This window comes from Desulfobulbus rhabdoformis, assembly GCF_016919065.1.
Lineage (GTDB): Bacteria > Desulfobacterota > Desulfobulbia > Desulfobulbales > Desulfobulbaceae > Desulfobulbus > Desulfobulbus rhabdoformis.
In genome coordinates this window covers 1-15619 of record NZ_JAFFQA010000067.1, presented here as the reverse complement: position 1 = coordinate 15619, position 15619 = coordinate 1, and the positions used below count along the sequence as shown (strand labels likewise).

Below are 15619 nucleotides of genomic sequence, written 5' to 3'. Positions count from 1 at the left end.
CGGTGCGGTAGACTGCTGTCTACGATCAAAATGGCCGGAAGGAGAAATCCTTCCGGCCATCTACGTTGGAAAAATAGCTGGTAATTATACGTGAGAAACATGTTGGACGGGAACTTGAGAATCTACACTACGGCTTTATTTAAAAGCTCAATACTTTTTTCATGCATTTTGGATATCCTCCGGCTAGTGTTTATTCTAAATTTTATTGATCCCTACTATTACATCCATAAATTATTATGCAAAATCTCGGAAATTTCAGCCCCCATTTTGGGGACAAAAATGATACCCCCCTGGGGGGATTTGTACAAAAAATATGTAAAATTGAGTCGTTACCGAGTAAACGACTGTAAACTTTCCTGCCATAGGTCCAGGAATATTGTTACAATATTTCAACAAGTATACAAACACGAAAGTATGGACCGTTGTTTTACGCTGTCTTTCTGAAGATGGCACATATTGGGCACATTTAACGAAAAAAGCGCTTAACCAGGGGGCTAAGCGCTTGAAATTATTGGAACCGATTGTTTAGAACGCCTTCCGGTCTTCTGTATTTCGCAGGGCGGCAAGTTGCCAAGGCAGATGATAAGGAGTTGGACCAGCTGGTTAAGCTGCGTACCCGCCTGGACGATGCCATTCAACACGCTACCAAATGCCAACGTGAAAAAATCACCCTTGAAAACGAAGCGGTGGTTCATGAATAAATCGATCTTCATCACTCCCCGGCGTGGTCTCATGGGTAAGATTTCTCTCGGGGGAGAGTACATGCCGGAAGTCAAAGAAAGGGCAAGGCGCATGAAAGCTGCGATCAGAGAAAGGAGGGGCAACCCATCGATAAGCGTCAACAACGGTTACCGGGATTTTGATATGATTCACTTAACTACAGAACAACTAGCAGACCGCTGGCAGATTAGACCAAAAACTTTATGTAATTGGCGAATAACTGGTATTGGTCCAAAATTTTTAAAAATTGGGCAAAGAGTATTATATCCTATGGATATAATAGAAGAGTTTGAGCGAAATAGTATAAAGTCTAACACGCAACAGTAATTGATTGCTTTGACCTGGGGATCTATAAGTTTGATTCCACGTTTTTTCTCAGGACATCCAAGACTGTATCTGTATCCTTGCTCATAAAACCATGATCTTCATGGATTTTATCTTTCATTTTTTGCCAAAAATCATTGACAATTTGTTGGTCTTCTCGGTCAATATTTGCATATTTTTTTATTGTTGCATTTAAATGCAAAGACACTGCATTGCATTGCATGGTGTTAAGACCCTCTGAAAATGGGACTTTCTTATTGTATACATCACCTTCTGCGATATCTTCTTCTATGGGTGGTTTGCTGTTTAAATTATTAGTGCTCTTTTCTGTGGTTAAATCATTATCATTAATTTTTAAAATATCATCAGAGATTTTTTGGTCTGCATTTTGTGTTTTTGTCGTCTCTGGGAATTCAGTCGCTGTAATTGATGGCTTCTTCATGTTTTGCTCACCAGGCTCCTCTCTTTACTGTCTTTCAGATTAATCGGTGGTTTCTCGTTGCTCCTCAATGACCACCTGTCCCTTCCACAGTGTTTGTCTTGAAATCTCGGCAGTCGGAAAAAACTAAACTAACTTCATGCAAGTAGACCACTTACAGCACCTTACTCGATAAGGGCTACGGGGATACTGAAGGCAACACCCTGAATTTAATTTTCATTTTGTCATAAAAAGGAAAGGGTGTAAAACGAATATTTTTAGTGAAAAAAAGACGCAGATAATCGCTGGAGATAATCAAAAATGAAGGGTTGTTGGACCAATTGAATTTGGAAAGGACTTTTTCGGTGTGACCTAGGTGTGACCTGGAATTTTGGGTCCAGGTCACGAAGGCTATATAACTACTTGAAATTATTGGAGCCGATAACCGGACTTGAACCGGTGACCTACTGATTACGAATCAGCCGCTCTACCAAACTGAGCTATATCGGCAAATATGTGTGGGATGATCGTGTGGGGACGATTTGAGGATTTATCATGTAGCAACTTTATGCTACAGTGTCAAGATTATGAAGCATCTCACGGGACTCCCTCTGATCATTCTGTCATTTTTTTTGCTGTGGCCAGCCATTTGGCTATACGCTGAGATACAACCAGTTGCTCCCAAGACAGGAGCTGGCCAGCAGCCAAGCGTTGCCAGCGGTTGCCTTCGTTGTCATACAAGCATTCGGCTTGATGCCAATCACCAGTTTGCCTGCAGTCGCTGTCATGGGGGGGATGCGCAAGCCACCGAGCAGTCAAGTGCCCATCAGGGGCTCATCGTCAGACCGTCGCACCCCAGTTTTATGCAGCAAACATGCGGTCAATGTCACCCGCAGAGAGTGCAATCCGCCAATCAATCCCTTCATTTCACTCTCAAGAACAAGGTCAACGTCATTCGACATCATTTCGGGGCCAAAGTGTCGCTAGCACAGGCTCTGGAAATACCCGAGCAGGAATCACCCACAACTCCACTTGGACTGGCAGACGATATGCTTAGGCGACGTTGCCTGCGCTGTCATCCGTACTCCAACGGGGACTCCTATAGTGCCGTCACCCATGGCACAGGCTGCGCCAGTTGTCATCTCCCCTGGCAGGATGGCAAAATGGCAGACCACGTCTTTCAGAGACCAAAAGATCGCCAATGTCTGAGCTGCCATTACAGCAACCATGTGGGCTGGGATTATTACGGACGTTACGAGCATGATTTTAATTGGGAGTATCGAACTCCCTATACCCTGAAGACTAATTCGTATTATCCTCCGCGGCCTTACGGTCTGGAGTATCATGATTTGGCCCCGGATATTCATCAGCAGGCAGGCCTGATCTGCATCGATTGTCACAGGCAACCAGGACATGAGCAGAAAGGCGCAAAGCTAGGTTGCACCACCTGCCATGGATGGCAGCCGGGTATCAAGCCCGGCTTAAGCAATCTACTCGTGGTCGATAGCAGTCTTCAATTATTGGGGGCTAAGGATGGTGTAAAACATACGGTGCCACTTCTGCGCCATCCTGCTCATCAGAAGTACGGCAAAGAGGTTGCCTGCCAGGTCTGCCATGGACAATGGAGTTTTAATGATGCTCCCACCCACCTACTGCGGACCGAGGAAATTGATTATGATCTCTGGGAGTGGCTATCTGCGCAGGGAAGTTCAGCCGTCGAGCAGCTCATTGATTATAACGCCTATGCAGACGAAGAACTTCCTCTGACCATGCCTGACGGACTTACAGGCTCCTCACGTCCTGGCCTCTGGCTGAAGGGGTATGGTCAGCGGCGTTGGGAGCAGTTGCGTATAAGGCGGGATCAGGATGGAATCATCAAAGTTTTTCGGCCAATTCTTGATTTACGCTTGTCGATGAAAGATGCGGAGGATGAGGTTGTCTTTGACAATGTACACGGCAAGGGAAACGGTGAATTGCCCTACACGCCCCATACGACAGGACATGCCGGAATGCTTTATCTTGATCGGTTTCAGGATCTTTTGGTGCCAGCCGGGGAGCAGGCACAATGAATAACGGACTGATCCGATTTTTTTCACTCTGTACGATTCTGCTGTTTATCGTCGGGAGCTTTGGTTGTGGCAGTAAAGGTTCGCGTTGCGGCAAAGGCGGAGATGTTCATAAAAAATCAGCAAAAAAAGGCCGACGTATCAAGGCGACCCAGCGTCCCTATAGGATCAAAGGAATTACGTATTATCCCATTCCTTCTGCCCAGGGATATGTGGAGCGGGGCCTGGCATCCTGGTACGGTGATCCCTTTCATGGAAGAAAAACCTCAAACGGTGAGACCTACAATATGTATGGGGATACGGCGGCCCATAAAACCTTGCCGATGAACACCATGCTGCTGGTGAAAAACCTGGAAAACGGTCGTTCCACCGTGGTGCGCGTCAATGACCGCGGTCCCTTTGTCGAGGATCGCATTCTTGATCTCTCTTACACCAAGGCAAAAGATTTGGGGGTGGTGCGCAAGGGGACTGCGCGAGTGGAAATTGTTGCCCTGGCCGAGGGAGAGGATGAAGCGCCGAAAACCATGATCGCAACCAGGCCAAGCGGCATTGAGCAGGGTGGTGTGCAGCCTTCAGGGAAACCAGTCCCCCAGGCTAGCGCCTTGATAAAGAAAGCACCGCATAAGGTCGCCCCGATTCCTGATTTTGATCAGGGAAATTTTTATGTACAGGTCGGCGCTTTTGTCCAGATTGAAAATGCCAGATCTTTGGCCCGGACCTTTGCCAAACGGGGTAGGGATGTGGTAATTCAGCAGTATCCGGCTGCCGGTATGAATCTCTATAGAGTGCTCATCTTTGCCAGTCATTCATTGGCAAGGGCAAAGCAATATGAAAAGCGGATGGAGGCAGAGGGATTTCACCATGCTTTGGTACTGGCACGTTAGCCTTTGCTCAGTAAGCAATGCCCGCGAAAAATACCAGCACTGTTTGAGCCCCTCTGGCAGAATTAAGCATCCAAGTTACTTCGGGGAACCTGATCAACTCCGCTCAGATTCTCGAACCAGCCGTAGGAAGGTCTGTATCTTTGTATGATTTTTCACGCCGGGTGCATCCTCGAGCCCGGAGTTGGCATCCAGTCCATAGGGGGCGACGTTACGAAGAGCGGTCCCGACATTGTCGCAGTCCAAGCCTCCGGCAAGGAGTAGGGGACGACTGAGCTGCAAACGCTCAATCAGGGCCCAGTCAAAGGCCTTGCCTGTTCCCCCCACAGCATCTTTTTGAAAGGTATCAAGCAAATACCCCTGAACACAGCCCGCATAGGGGGCGATATCTGCAGCGGTTGTCTGCGGTCCCACACGAAAGGCCTTCAGTAGACGGCAGGAAGGAAGCGCCAGGGCCAGGGAACGGCAATAGTCTGGTGATTCCTGGCCGTGCAACTGCACCGTGTTCAGGCCGCAGTGTTCGACAATCTCCTGCAGTTTTTCTTTTGCCTCATTGACAAACACCCCCACCGTATCGACAAAGGGCGGAAGCTGAGCAATGATTGCCTTGGCTGAATCGGGCTCAATGTTGCGTGGGCTCTTGGCAAAAAAGATAAAACCCAGGGCGTCCACACCTGCATCCACCGCACAGAGAGCGTCGCTTAAGCGGGTGGTTCCACAGATCTTGACCCGAACGCGTTTGCCGCTCATTTTCCGAGAAACTCCCGCAGGAGCTGATCCTGCTGTCCTGCGCGCATGAGGCTCTCACCAATAAGGGCTGCCGTGATATTGGCCTCACCTAGACGGCGCATGTCGTCAACTGTGGAAATACCGGACTCGCTGACCACCGGAATTTCGGCCGGGATCTTTTGGCGTAGGCTAAAGGTGGTTTCCAGACTCACTGTGAAGTCGTTCAGGTTACGGTTATTGATACCGATCAGGCGGCTTTCGGCGGCCATGGCCGCTGTAAGCTCCTGCTCGTTGTGGACCTCAACCAGTGCATCCATGCCCAGGGACTCTGCCTGTTGGCGAAAATCTTTCATTTGCTCGGTTTCCAGAATGGCGGCGATCAGCAGAATCGCGTCGGCGCCAACGGTGTGAGCCTCATCGATTTGCATGGGATCGATAATGAAATCTTTGCGGATCACCGGTAAATCGACTGTTTCCCGAACCAGCGGGATGTAATCAAGCGCCCCCTGGAAAAAATCCACATCTGTAAGCACCGAGAGGCAGTGTGCTCCTCCCTGTTTATAGTTCTTGGCAATGCGCACCGGATCAAAGTCCGGTTGAATCACACCCTTTGAGGGAGAGGCTTTTTTTGCTTCGGCAATAATGGCCACACCTGGTGCATCGACCAGAGCTCGCATGAATCCGCGTGGTGGTGCGACGGGCTTTTTCAGAGTGGGGAGACCGCGCCGTTTCAGCTCGGCGACTTCCTCGTATTTTCGGGAAACGATGGTATCAAGTATCATAATTTTTCGTTTTTTTGAATCTGGGCTCGAATCAACCGTTTTCAGGATTTACTAAATTGGACCAACTGCTCGAGTTTCTCCAGAGCAGCCCCAGAGCTGATTATCTCGCGTGCCAGGGCTATACCCCCTTCAATGGTCTCTGCCTTGCCTGCAGCCATGAGGGAGGTGCCTGCATTCAAGAGCACCATGTCGAGTTTTGCTCCCGGCTCTCCGCCAAGTACGGCACGAACCAGCTCTGCCGACTCAGCAGCCGTTGCCCCACCTTTGATGGCGGCAGAGTCGGCAGTGGTCAAGCCGACATCTTCCGGCTTGAGGACAGAGTTGGTTACCTTCCCCTTATACCCGTCGGCGATGTGGGTAGCTCCGGTAATGGTCATCTCGTCCAGGTTGCCCTCACCCCAGACAACAATAGCCCGCCTCATCCCCAGGCGCACCAAAACCTCGGCCATGACCGTGGTCAGCTCCTTGGCAAAGACACCGGTGAGTTGGACATTGGCACCTGCAGGATTGGTCATGGGGCCGAGAATGTTGAACAGGGTGCGAATCCCGATCTCTTGGCGCGGACCAATGGCGTATTTCATGGCGCCATGGAGCATGGGGGCAAAGAGAAAGCCAATGCCCACCTCGCGCACGGCAGCGGAGACCTTTTCCGGTGACATGGAGAGATCCACGCCCAGAGCTTCCAGCACGTCGGCGGCGCCACACTTGGAAGAGACGGCGCGATTGCCGTGTTTGGCCACGGGCACACCGGCGGCAGCAACCACAAAACTGGTGGTGGTGGAGACGTTGAAGGAACCTGAGCCATCACCACCGGTGCCAACGATATCCATCAACACATCACCGGCGGCGGTATCGACCCCGGTTTCAACAAAGGTGGCTTTCTCGCGCATCACCTTGACCGCACCAACGATTTCATCGATGGTTTCACCCTTCATGCGCAGTGCTGTGAGAAAGGAACCGATCTGGGCCGGGGTGGACTCGCCGGTCATGATCTCACGCATAACCCCGACCATCTCTTCTTCGCTGAGATTTTCCTGGACAATAACTTTGGAAATGGCCTCTTTTATCATGATCAACCTCGTTGAATGAGCTTTATGAAGGGGATGTGTTCCTTAACTGCGCAGCAGCTTCTCGTAGTCAGGACGCAGAAAATTATGCAGCAAAATATTCCCCGGTCCGGTCATGATAGATTCCGGATGAAACTGTACGCCTTCGATCGGCAGGGTCTTGTGACGAAGCCCCATGAGTTCGCCCTGGTCGGTATGGGCCGTGGCTTCCAGGCAGTCGGGCAGCGGCTCTTCAACCACAAGCGAGTGATACCGCATCCCGTCAAAGGGCTCGGGCATGTCGGTGAACGCGCCGCGGCCATCGTGGTGGACCGGGCTGGTCTTGCCATGCATTAACCGTCCGGCACGTATGACCTTGCCGCCAAAGGCCTCTCCGATAGACTGATGGCCCAGGCAAACCCCGAGGATCGGAATTTTACCGGCGAAATGGAGGATGGCTGCCACCGAGATGCCAGCTTCTGTTGGGGTACAGGGGCCGGGAGAGATAAGCAGTCGGTCAGGTTGCATGGCCTCGATTTCGGCTATGGAGATGGCGTCGTTACGAAAGACGCGAATCTCCGCTGCCTGCCAGTCGGCACCGGCTGAAGGGGGCGCGGTGGCCAGTGTCTGGACGATGTTGTAGGTAAATGAATCGTAGTTATCAATGATGACTATCACGGCTTAGAACCCCTTTTCTGCCAGCTCAACCGCCCGGCGCAATCCCATGCTTTTGTTAATGGTTTCCTCAAATTCCTTTTCCGGATCAGAATCGGCGACAATACCCGCCCCCGCCTGGACCCACAGGTCCTCACCCTGAATGATAAAGGTGCGGATGGTGATGCAGAAGTCCATGTTGCCGGAAAAACCAAAGTAGCCCACTGCGCCTGCATAGGGGCCGCGGCGGCTAACCTCGAGCTCGTCAATGATTTCCATGGCCCTTATCTTGGGCGCACCACTGACTGTTCCTGCAGGAAAGCAGGCTTCCAGCACGTCGAACTGATCCTTGCCTTCAGCCAGTTTACCGTGGACTCCTGAAACGATATGCATCACGTGGCTGTAACGCTCTATGACCAGCAGGTCAGTGACTTTAACCGTACCGTTCTCCGCAACCCGGCCGACATCGTTGCGCCCCAGGTCCACCAGCATCAGGTGCTCGGCACGCTCTTTGGGATCGGCGAGCAGTTCCTCTTCCAATTCTTTGTCCTCTTCGGCATTCAAGCCACGTTTACGGGTACCGGCGATGGGGCGCAGTTCTATATCCCCTTGCTCAAGGCGTACCAGAATCTCGGGTGAAGAGCCTATCAGGACCAGGTCTCCCTGGCGTACATAGAACAGGTAGGGGCTAGGGTTGATATGTCTCAAGGCCCGGTAGAGTGCAAAGGGCGTGAGCTGAGATTGGGTATGAAATCGCTGGGAGAGGACGACCTGAATGACATCTCCAGCAAGGATATACTCTTTGGCCTGCTCCACCATGGCTTTGAAGCTATCTTCATCCATATTGGATTTAAAGGTGTGCGGCGTGTCTACTTTTTTCTGGGAGACGAAACTCTGTGAGATCGGTTCGGCCAGCCGACCGATGATGTCTTCAATCCGACGGCAGGCATTGTCGTACATCTCCTGGGTGCTGGTTTTACCGCATTTCCAGACATTGCAGACAACAGTCAGCTTCTGTTTCATGGCATCGTGGATCAGCACAATGCCGGGAATCATAAAGGATGAGTCGGGCAGGTCCATGGGAGGGTGCCGGTCAGGCAGTTTTTCCATGAATCGCACCATATCGTAGCCGAGAAAGCCCACTGCACCGCCATAAAACCGGGGCAGACCAGGCGAGTCGAGGACCTGAAAGGAGGCGAGCAGTTCGCGCAACTCCTGCAAGGGATTTACCCCCTTTCGTTCTTCCCCGCTGTCGTCCAGGCCGGGGTATTCAATGGAAATCTGATCTCGATTACTGGTAAAGGTAACCAGAGGATCCAGACCGATAAAAGAATAGCGTCCCCATTTCTCACCACCCTCCATGGATTCGAAAAGAAATGCATGGGGATCAAGGGCCGCAACCTTTGCAAACAGAGTGAGCGGCGTCTCCAAATCGGCGACTATGGTGCGGTGAACCGGGACAAGATCAGACTTGGTGATCATGTCAGAAAATGTAGTTTGTTCGGGACTGTACATGGGGTGACCTGTAACAATGAGGATGGCGAGGATTGGCCAGCTCGGCTCGTGACCGGTTGTTGTCTGCTTAGTGAATCCCTTTACTGCTGTACGTGTTGGAACACCCGGAAGACGGTGCTCAAGAAAGAGCCAAAGGGCCTGGGTACATGCGGTGGGGGCTCATGGGGCAGAGAAGGGCGAATCTCTTTACCCTGCATGAACCGAAGATTGCGTTGTAGCTCCAACCTGGAACGAACAATAAAAAAGGCCATGGACGCAGACTGCACCCATGGCCTTACAACACTCGAAACTTAATGGAAAAAAAGCGTCCACCTTAGGCAAGGGGCTGCATTTTGTTAACCCTTTTGGTCAAACGGGAAACTTTGCGAGCAGCATTTTTTTTGTGGATGGCACCTTTGGTCGCGGTTTTGTAAATAACCGGGATTGCAGTCTGCAGAGCAGTCTTTGCCTGCTCCTCGGAGCCGGCTGCCAGGGCGATCTCGACCTCGCGTACAGCTGTTTTCATAGCCGACTTGTTCATGCGGTTACGCAAGCGACGAATTTTAGACTGACGATCTCTTTTCTCTGCGGACTTGTGATTTGCCATGTGGTTTTCTTACTCCCTTAAATAAGCATGTAAAAGCATATCTGATAATGCCAGCCTCTCCAAGGCGGTGTGGGCGGCATATTGAGCTTAGAATTGTAGGTGTCTGAAGCTCATTTTTCATTATGAAGAATACAAGGTGTTCCGTTGATGATTAAAAAATGGAACTCCGTTCTATACAGAAAATCACGGATCCTGTCAAGAGAACAGGGCCTTGCCCGCACAAATTTTTATCGTTTTTTAGGTTCTATAATCTCATTGCTTCTTTGGAATCAACGCGTCTGCTTGTGCTCTTTTTCAAGCGCTGCGACTTTTTTGGGGGCAGATATCCCCGCTGCCGGGGCGCTGAGTTTTGTATATGGTGCCATGGCGATTTTCGAGGGGAACAATCTTAACGGCGCCTGTTTTTTCATTGGTGTTGGTTTGATGGCTGCTTTTACATATTTTTTGGGGGATACGGGTGCTGGGGGCGCATTTACGCGTATAGGTACCGGGGGAGAATTCACAACAGGGGCAGCTTCCACAACAGGAGCAGCTGTCGGAGTTGACTCCAAGGCGATTATCAACTCTTTGGGAGGAGCCGATTCAAATACTTCCAGCTGGGCTTGTTCGGTATGAATGAGCCGGTTGACCGTTTGTCCTTTAAGTTGCGTATGTTCAAAATGCGCTCCTTCGAAAATAGTGCTACGAAATTCAGCTTCATTAAGATCTGCAAACGAAAGGTCTGCGCCGGAAAGATCGGTTTCAAAAAGTATTGTCTGCTGGAGACTCGCACCGCTGAGATCGGCAAGATTTAATTTTGCGCCACTGAGGTTGGCACCGTTGAGATTGGCTTTGGCCAGGTTTCTCTGGCGTAGGTCTGCTCCGGTTAGGTCGCAGCCTATGCAGGAATTTGTCTTGAGAAGGCGTTGGACGTTTTTTTCAACTGACGTCATTTTTGCCTTGGTTGATTTGCTCCAGCAGAGGCTGGTGGGGAGTAGACAAAAGGATATAAGTGTTAGGCTCATAAGTAAACGGTGCATAAAATCCTCAACAAGAGATTGGCCGAAATGGTGCAGGTAGAAAAAACACGCGTTTGGGTGTCGGGGGGTGTATGCAAACAATATGGCATTTATACTCGAGACCAGCCATAGGTTCAAGGACCTTGCGTTTTTGCCGACCCTCTATCCAGAATGGGGGCAAAGTCAAAATTCTATTCCCTTTTGCGCCTTGATTCCTGTTTTCAGGGGATGCTTTATTTCTCGCATTTCCGTCACCAGATCGGCGCTGTCAATGAGCTCCTGAGGAGCATAGCGCCCGGTAATGACCACATGTTGTTCTGGCGGCCTTTTCTTCAGGCGATCCAGGCAGTCGTCCATATTGAGCATGTTGTAATGAAAGAGGTACGTAAACTCATCCAGAATAACCGTGTGGTAATTGCCGGAATCAATCGTTTTTGCAGCAAATTTCCATGCCTCCTGAGCCAAACGGGTATCTTCTGTCAGGTCCTCTGATTTCCAGGTAAAACCTTTGCCCATGACATGAATATCAATCAGGCCATTGAAGGCTTGTATTCCGTCGAGTTCTCCGTAGTGCCAACTTCCTTTTATAAACTGAATAATACAGACACGAAGCCCATGGCCTGCTGCACGCATAGCCATGCCGAGCGCTGCTGTTGTTTTGCCCTTGCCGTTGCCCGTGTTTACCATCAATAAGCCTTGTGTCATAGCAATCTCGTCATTTGTAGATTCCCGATTCTAAAAAAGTGTCTGGAGTAGATACTCCACGACAGAAAATACCCTTGCCTGGGATTACTCATCATCGTCTTTGGTACTCACCATACCACCGGTGAATATTCTTTCCAGGGAATCATAGAAGGTGCAAAGTCAATACCTGAATCCGTGACGGCGGGTGGGCACTGAACAAGGTATCCTCTGAACGAGACGGAGATTTTTAAGCTAATTCATTTGCTGTTCAGTTTCACCCGCCGCCCCTTGGGGCATCCATCAGCACGCCACCTTCATTGTTTGTGGCATGCCGATGAATGCTCACGAATTCAGGTTAATAGTTCTGGATTCCCGCCACGTATTTTTGCCACCCAAATCTGCATTAAAGTTTGAGCCGAAGGTTGATCTCATGCCCTTTGTAAAACAAATAAATTCACAAAAAATTCGTTATATCATATCCTTAAGAGAAATCCATTTGGCGGGGCAGGTCGGCTGAGTTATACTCATTTTTGAAAGAGTGTGCTCGTCTTGGAGAAAAGCTGGATATGAAGGAGTAAGAAATGCAAAAGATGCTGGCTCAAGCCTTTTTGGGGCATTCCCTAACAAGTCGCAGGCTGGCGCTTGAAACTGCGGCAGTCGTTGCAGCCTATTGGCTGATGGCAACGGCTGCCAATGCTCTTTTTAGCTCCTGGGGAATCATGCCCATGCCGATTTCGTTCCCTGCAGGCCTTGCCTTGATTTTTGCCGTTCTTCGTGGTTGGCAAAGCGCACCTGGCATTTTTATTGGTACCATTGTGGCCAATGTCTCGGCTTTTGGGGCACCGATAGCCTATGCCATGTGCGTAGGACTCGCGAACTGTATGGGAGCAATAGCTGGCGGTCTCATTGTGCGGCAATATATCATGCGGAAAAATACGAAATTTGGCTTTGCTGGTGTGCTGTTTTGTTTTTTCGTCACCCTTGTTATTCCCCCGGTTATCTCTGCCAGTGGTGGTATGAGCTGTAAATGGTTGCTGGGGCTGATTCCTTACGGTCAGTTTGCCATCGGCTGGATGAAATGGGTCATCGCCCACACAACAGGAATATTGCTGGTTGGTTTACCGGTCCTGGCTTGGCTGGCAATTAAGGAGGCTGGGAGATGAAACAGGGGGAAGGGACAGGGCCACCTACCAGGATTGTTTGGGTTATTATTTTAACAGCAATCCTGCTGACGGGAACGCTCTGGTGCATCGATAGCTTCTTCGAATTCCTTTGGGTGTTTCAGGGGCAAGGCGATTTTTGGCCTGTTCTGCTGCCGCTGCATGATCCGCATGAGATGCTCATGCGGATGAGTTTTTCAGTGACGCTAATTTTTTCCGGGGTGGTTGTAGGGCTGTTTGCCCAGCGTCTACAAAATTTGCAGCTTCAGGCTGAGGAAACCGCAGAAAATCTCCGTATCACGCTAAACTCCATAGGAGATGGGGTCATAGCCACCGATACCGAGGGACGGATCACCCGCATGAACCCAGTCGCCCAGAAACTGACAGGCTGGAGTATTGAGCAGGCCAAGGGAATACCGTTTTCCGAAGTGTTCAACATTGTGCACGCGCAGACGCGGCTTCCGGCGTTCTGCCCGGTGGATCATGTGTTGGCAAGCTCGGAGGCAATTGGGCTTGCTAATGATACAGTCCTTATTGCTCAAAGTGGAGCAGAGTATCAGATCGCTGATTCCGCAGCTCCCATTCAAGACAGGGCAGGGAGTATAACCGGCGTAGTGGTGGTCTTTCGCGACGTGACCAAGGAGTATACGTTGCGCGGTGAGATGGAACAGATCAATGCGCTTCTCACCGCAGTGGTGGAGCAGTCACATATTCCCATGCTTATGGCGACAGCGGAAGATAGCTGTATTCGTCTGGTCAATCAGGCGTGCCTGGATTTGCTCGGGGGCGCTAAAGAACAGTACCTCTTGCAGCATCTAAATGCCATAAAGTGGAATTGGAAATGCGTCACCATGGATGGACGGGAGTTGAGCCGGGGGGAACTCCCTATCTTTCGTACCTTGCAGGGAGAGCGTATCCAGGGCATGGAGTTGCTTATCGAAGGGCCGGCTAGTCAAATCCGGCAAGTCTTGGTAGAGGGGGTGCCCATTCGCAGTTCCAGTGGCGAGCTGCTGGCTGGTCTGGTCATGTTTCCGGATATCACCGAGCGTCGCAAGATTGATGAAGAACGGAAAAAACTGCAGCGGCTTGAAAGTGTTGGTACGCTTGCCGGTGGTATCGCCCATGATTTTAATAATATTCTTATGGGAGTTTTCGGCGGGATCGAACTTGCCCAAATGACGCTCGCGCCAGAACATCCATCATATAAGTACATTGAAACCGCTTACCAGGCTCTGGGGCAGGCTACTCATCTCACTAAACAGCTTCTGACCTTTGCCAAAGGGGGCGAACCTCTTTTGGAAACATTTTCTCTTTCCCCGTTGGTGGTGGATGCTGTCGAGCTGAATTTAAGCGGTTCCAACGTCAAGGCTGAGGTGGATTTGGCTGAAGATCTCTGGCCTATTCGTGCCGACCGTGGCCAAATTTTTCATGTGCTGGCGAACCTTATAATCAATGCAAAGCAGGCTATGCCCGATGGAGGGCGTCTGTTCATCTCCGCTGAGAATATTGCCTTAAAAGAGCAGGAGAATGCCACACTTGCAGGTAATTTTATTCAGCTTCGTCTTCGTGACGAGGGGGTGGGGATACCGGAGGAACATAGAGAACATATCTTTGATCCCTATTTTTCAACCAAGGAGAGTGGAAGTGGATTAGGGCTTGCCATTGTCCACTCTGTGGTCACCAGGCATACAGGCCAGATTCGTTTCGAGTCCAATCCCGAAAAAGGGACGACCTTTACCCTCCTTCTTCCTGCTGATAAAGAAGGGCCATGCATTCAGGAGGTGTTGCCTGAGCCGCAACTAACAGGGAACCAGGATAAAGGCCGCGTTCTGATTATGGATGATGAACCCATGGTGCGAGAGGTTGCCGGTGATATGCTGGAAATACTCGGCTACGAAGTGGCTGGAGTCGAGAACGGAGAACAGGCTCTAGAGTCCTACCGACAGGCTCTGGAGAAAAATACCCCCTTCTCTTGCGTTATCATGGATTTAACTATCCCCGGCCAGATGGGCGGGAAAGAGACTGTTCGTCGCTTGCTTGAAATAGATCCAGAAGCAAAGGTCATTGTAGCCAGTGGGTATTCGACTGATCCCATTATGGCCGCCTACGGATCTTATGGGTTTAAAGGGCGACTGGTAAAACCCTTTCAGCTACGAAGTTTACAAAAAGAGCTTGGGCAAATACTGTGCTGAAAAGGCAGTTGAGTGCAGTTATGTTGCAGCCCTTATATTGAGAGGAAAAATCCTCAACTCCAGTTAAAAATGGTCGGCCCCCTTGTCTGGTAAAAGGAAATTCGATATCCTAATGGAATGCCGCTTTGTTGAGAAAGTCGAGAAGCGATCATTTTTTATTCATCCTGAATCCGTGAGCATTCATCTTTACTTATTGATCACCACCTGATCGAACCGAGAATTTTTTTGACAGGAGAGGGCCACCTAGGGTCCTATTCTCCTTTTTGTTTTGGTTAGCTTATGCGCAATGTAAAAAAATGGGATGACGATTTCTCTACCGGGATCGGCCTGATCGATAATCAGCACAAAATTATTTTTGATTTGCTCGGCGATCTGGGGAAAGCATCTGCCGCGAAAGCGGATAAAAAGGTTGTTGATACTCTTTTTGACGTGCTCGAAAATTATGTTTTCCGTCACTTTGAAGCTGAGGAAGAGCTTATTGCTTCCCATGGAGATGCTCCGTCTCACAGTCTGGAACATTATCATCTTATAAAGGAATTTCACAAGTTTCGGCTTGGGTTTCGTAATGGTACCAGCTGCGGGAAGACAGTGGACGAATTTCTGGAAGCCTGGTTTGTACGCCATATAAACGAGCACGATAAACCCCAGTTTACACAGATTGCAAATGGAAAGCTCCTTGAGGAGGCTGGTCCCGTTGATGCGTATCCCTTGCCGAGCAACGAGCGCAGGCGACATAACCTGGGTTTACGGGTTGTGGAACACGCCTAGCCGCAAAGCCTTGCCTGGTGGGCGCTCGCGAGCGGTGCCGATTTTGGCGTGTGCCCACAGGTATTGCACTTATTTTTCGAGGGTCTTTATGCCAAA

16 protein-coding genes and 1 tRNA gene are annotated in these 15619 nt (G+C 50.1%); 7 read left to right on the top strand and 10 right to left on the bottom strand.

Annotated elements, in window-relative coordinates; all coding sequences use genetic code 11:
• The first annotated feature begins 521 nt into the window (after window positions 1-521).
• Both JWJ90_RS21175 and JWJ90_RS21170 read left to right on the top strand, forming a co-directional pair.
• Window positions 522-701 carry a hypothetical protein gene (locus JWJ90_RS21175; protein WP_205229215.1) on the top strand — a complete coding sequence of 60 codons (180 nt, stop codon included), beginning with the start codon at window positions 522-524 and terminating at the stop codon, window positions 699-701.
• A gap of 61 nt (window positions 702-762) precedes the next feature.
• Complete coding sequence (locus JWJ90_RS21170) at window positions 763-1047, top strand: MerR family transcriptional regulator (protein ID WP_205229217.1); 285 nt, start codon at window positions 763-765, stop codon at window positions 1045-1047.
• A gap of 22 nt (window positions 1048-1069) precedes the next feature.
• On the opposite strand, the gene JWJ90_RS21165 is transcribed toward JWJ90_RS21170, so the two are convergent.
• On the bottom strand, window positions 1070-1486 hold the full coding sequence (locus JWJ90_RS21165; protein ID WP_205229214.1) for a hypothetical protein: 417 nt from the start codon (window positions 1484-1486) through the stop codon (window positions 1070-1072).
• 409 nt (window positions 1487-1895) lie between these two features.
• Window positions 1896-1972 (bottom strand) — tRNA-Thr (locus tag JWJ90_RS21160).
• A gap of 77 nt (window positions 1973-2049) precedes the next feature.
• Here JWJ90_RS21160 and JWJ90_RS21155 point away from each other — a divergent pair.
• Together JWJ90_RS21155 and JWJ90_RS21150 are read left to right on the top strand one after the other, a co-directional pair.
• Entirely contained in the window at window positions 2050-3531 is a 1482-nt protein-coding gene (locus tag JWJ90_RS21155; RefSeq protein WP_205229213.1) for a hypothetical protein, read from the top strand.
• Entirely contained in the window at window positions 3528-4412 is an 885-nt protein-coding gene (locus JWJ90_RS21150) for a septal ring lytic transglycosylase RlpA family protein (RefSeq protein ID WP_205229212.1), read from the top strand. Before JWJ90_RS21155 ends, JWJ90_RS21150 begins: the two co-directional genes overlap by 4 nt.
• A 93-nt stretch (window positions 4413-4505) precedes the next feature.
• Here JWJ90_RS21150 and JWJ90_RS21145 read toward each other — a convergent pair whose 3' ends face one another.
• From JWJ90_RS21145 to cobO, 8 genes are all read right to left on the bottom strand, one after another.
• Window positions 4506-5159, bottom strand: coding sequence for a phosphoribosylanthranilate isomerase (locus JWJ90_RS21145; protein WP_205229211.1), 654 nt, complete (start codon window positions 5157-5159; stop codon window positions 4506-4508).
• On the bottom strand, window positions 5156-5920 hold the full coding sequence (gene trpC / locus JWJ90_RS21140) for an indole-3-glycerol phosphate synthase TrpC (RefSeq protein WP_205229210.1): 765 nt from the start codon (window positions 5918-5920) through the stop codon (window positions 5156-5158). Before trpC ends, JWJ90_RS21145 begins: the two co-directional genes overlap by 4 nt.
• Before the next feature lie 41 nt (window positions 5921-5961).
• Window positions 5962-6990: an anthranilate phosphoribosyltransferase gene (gene trpD / locus JWJ90_RS21135; RefSeq protein ID WP_240195088.1), complete on the bottom strand. Its 1029-nt coding sequence runs from the start codon at window positions 6988-6990 to the stop codon at window positions 5962-5964.
• Between the two features lie 42 nt (window positions 6991-7032).
• Window positions 7033-7644, bottom strand: a complete 612-nt coding sequence (locus JWJ90_RS21130; protein ID WP_205229209.1) for a glutamine amidotransferase-related protein — start codon at window positions 7642-7644, stop codon at window positions 7033-7035.
• A 3-nt stretch (window positions 7645-7647) separates the two neighbouring features.
• Window positions 7648-9135, bottom strand: coding sequence for an anthranilate synthase component I (trpE, locus tag JWJ90_RS21125; RefSeq protein ID WP_205229208.1), 1488 nt, complete (start codon window positions 9133-9135; stop codon window positions 7648-7650).
• Window positions 9136-9448: 313 nt separating this feature from the next.
• The gene (gene rpsT / locus JWJ90_RS21120) at window positions 9449-9721 is read right to left on the bottom strand and encodes a 30S ribosomal protein S20 (protein ID WP_205229207.1); all 273 of its coding nucleotides are present in this window, start codon (window positions 9719-9721) and stop codon (window positions 9449-9451) included.
• 269 nt (window positions 9722-9990) lie between these two features.
• Window positions 9991-10857 carry a pentapeptide repeat-containing protein gene (locus tag JWJ90_RS21115; protein ID WP_205229206.1) on the bottom strand — a complete coding sequence of 289 codons (867 nt, stop codon included), beginning with the start codon at window positions 10855-10857 and terminating at the stop codon, window positions 9991-9993.
• 45 nt (window positions 10858-10902) lie between these two features.
• The gene (cobO, locus tag JWJ90_RS21110; RefSeq protein WP_205229205.1) at window positions 10903-11424 is read right to left on the bottom strand and encodes a cob(I)yrinic acid a,c-diamide adenosyltransferase; all 522 of its coding nucleotides are present in this window, start codon (window positions 11422-11424) and stop codon (window positions 10903-10905) included.
• A gap of 560 nt (window positions 11425-11984) precedes the next feature.
• Between cobO and JWJ90_RS21105 the strand changes: the two genes are divergently transcribed.
• The 3 genes from JWJ90_RS21105 (at window position 11985) to JWJ90_RS21095 (ending at window position 15523) form a co-directional block, all read left to right on the top strand.
• On the top strand, window positions 11985-12566 hold the full coding sequence (locus JWJ90_RS21105) for an MASE1 domain-containing protein (RefSeq protein WP_205229204.1): 582 nt from the start codon (window positions 11985-11987) through the stop codon (window positions 12564-12566).
• Window positions 12563-14755: a hybrid sensor histidine kinase/response regulator gene (locus JWJ90_RS21100; protein WP_205229203.1), complete on the top strand. Its 2193-nt coding sequence runs from the start codon at window positions 12563-12565 to the stop codon at window positions 14753-14755. The genes JWJ90_RS21105 and JWJ90_RS21100 overlap by 4 nt, the downstream gene beginning before the upstream one ends.
• A 279-nt stretch (window positions 14756-15034) precedes the next feature.
• Window positions 15035-15523: a bacteriohemerythrin gene (locus tag JWJ90_RS21095; RefSeq protein WP_205229202.1), complete on the top strand. Its 489-nt coding sequence runs from the start codon at window positions 15035-15037 to the stop codon at window positions 15521-15523.
• The last annotated feature ends 96 nt before the right edge of the window (window positions 15524-15619 follow it).

What these genes read in the sequence shown, in the direction of transcription:
- trpE (WP_205229208.1), bottom strand. Translation starts at nt 9,135, where the DNA reads ATGTACAGTCCCGAACAAACTACATTTTCTGACATGATCACCAAGTCT.
- rpsT (WP_205229207.1), bottom strand. Translation starts at nt 9,721, where the DNA reads ATGGCAAATCACAAGTCCGCAGAGAAAAGAGATCGTCAGTCTAAAATT.
- JWJ90_RS21105 (WP_205229204.1), top strand. Translation starts at nt 11,985, where the DNA reads ATGCAAAAGATGCTGGCTCAAGCCTTTTTGGGGCATTCCCTAACAAGT.
- trpD (WP_240195088.1), bottom strand. Translation starts at nt 6,990, where the DNA reads ATGATAAAAGAGGCCATTTCCAAAGTTATTGTCCAGGAAAATCTCAGC.
- JWJ90_RS21155 (WP_205229213.1), top strand. Translation starts at nt 2,050, where the DNA reads ATGAAGCATCTCACGGGACTCCCTCTGATCATTCTGTCATTTTTTTTG.
- JWJ90_RS21095 (WP_205229202.1), top strand. Translation starts at nt 15,035, where the DNA reads ATGCGCAATGTAAAAAAATGGGATGACGATTTCTCTACCGGGATCGGC.
- JWJ90_RS21145 (WP_205229211.1), bottom strand. Translation starts at nt 5,159, where the DNA reads ATGAGCGGCAAACGCGTTCGGGTCAAGATCTGTGGAACCACCCGCTTA.
- JWJ90_RS21170 (WP_205229217.1), top strand. Translation starts at nt 763, where the DNA reads ATGCCGGAAGTCAAAGAAAGGGCAAGGCGCATGAAAGCTGCGATCAGA.
- cobO (WP_205229205.1), bottom strand. Translation starts at nt 11,424, where the DNA reads ATGACACAAGGCTTATTGATGGTAAACACGGGCAACGGCAAGGGCAAA.
- trpC (WP_205229210.1), bottom strand. Translation starts at nt 5,920, where the DNA reads ATGATACTTGATACCATCGTTTCCCGAAAATACGAGGAAGTCGCCGAG.
- JWJ90_RS21165 (WP_205229214.1), bottom strand. Translation starts at nt 1,486, where the DNA reads ATGAAGAAGCCATCAATTACAGCGACTGAATTCCCAGAGACGACAAAA.
- JWJ90_RS21100 (WP_205229203.1), top strand. Translation starts at nt 12,563, where the DNA reads ATGAAACAGGGGGAAGGGACAGGGCCACCTACCAGGATTGTTTGGGTT.
- JWJ90_RS21150 (WP_205229212.1), top strand. Translation starts at nt 3,528, where the DNA reads ATGAATAACGGACTGATCCGATTTTTTTCACTCTGTACGATTCTGCTG.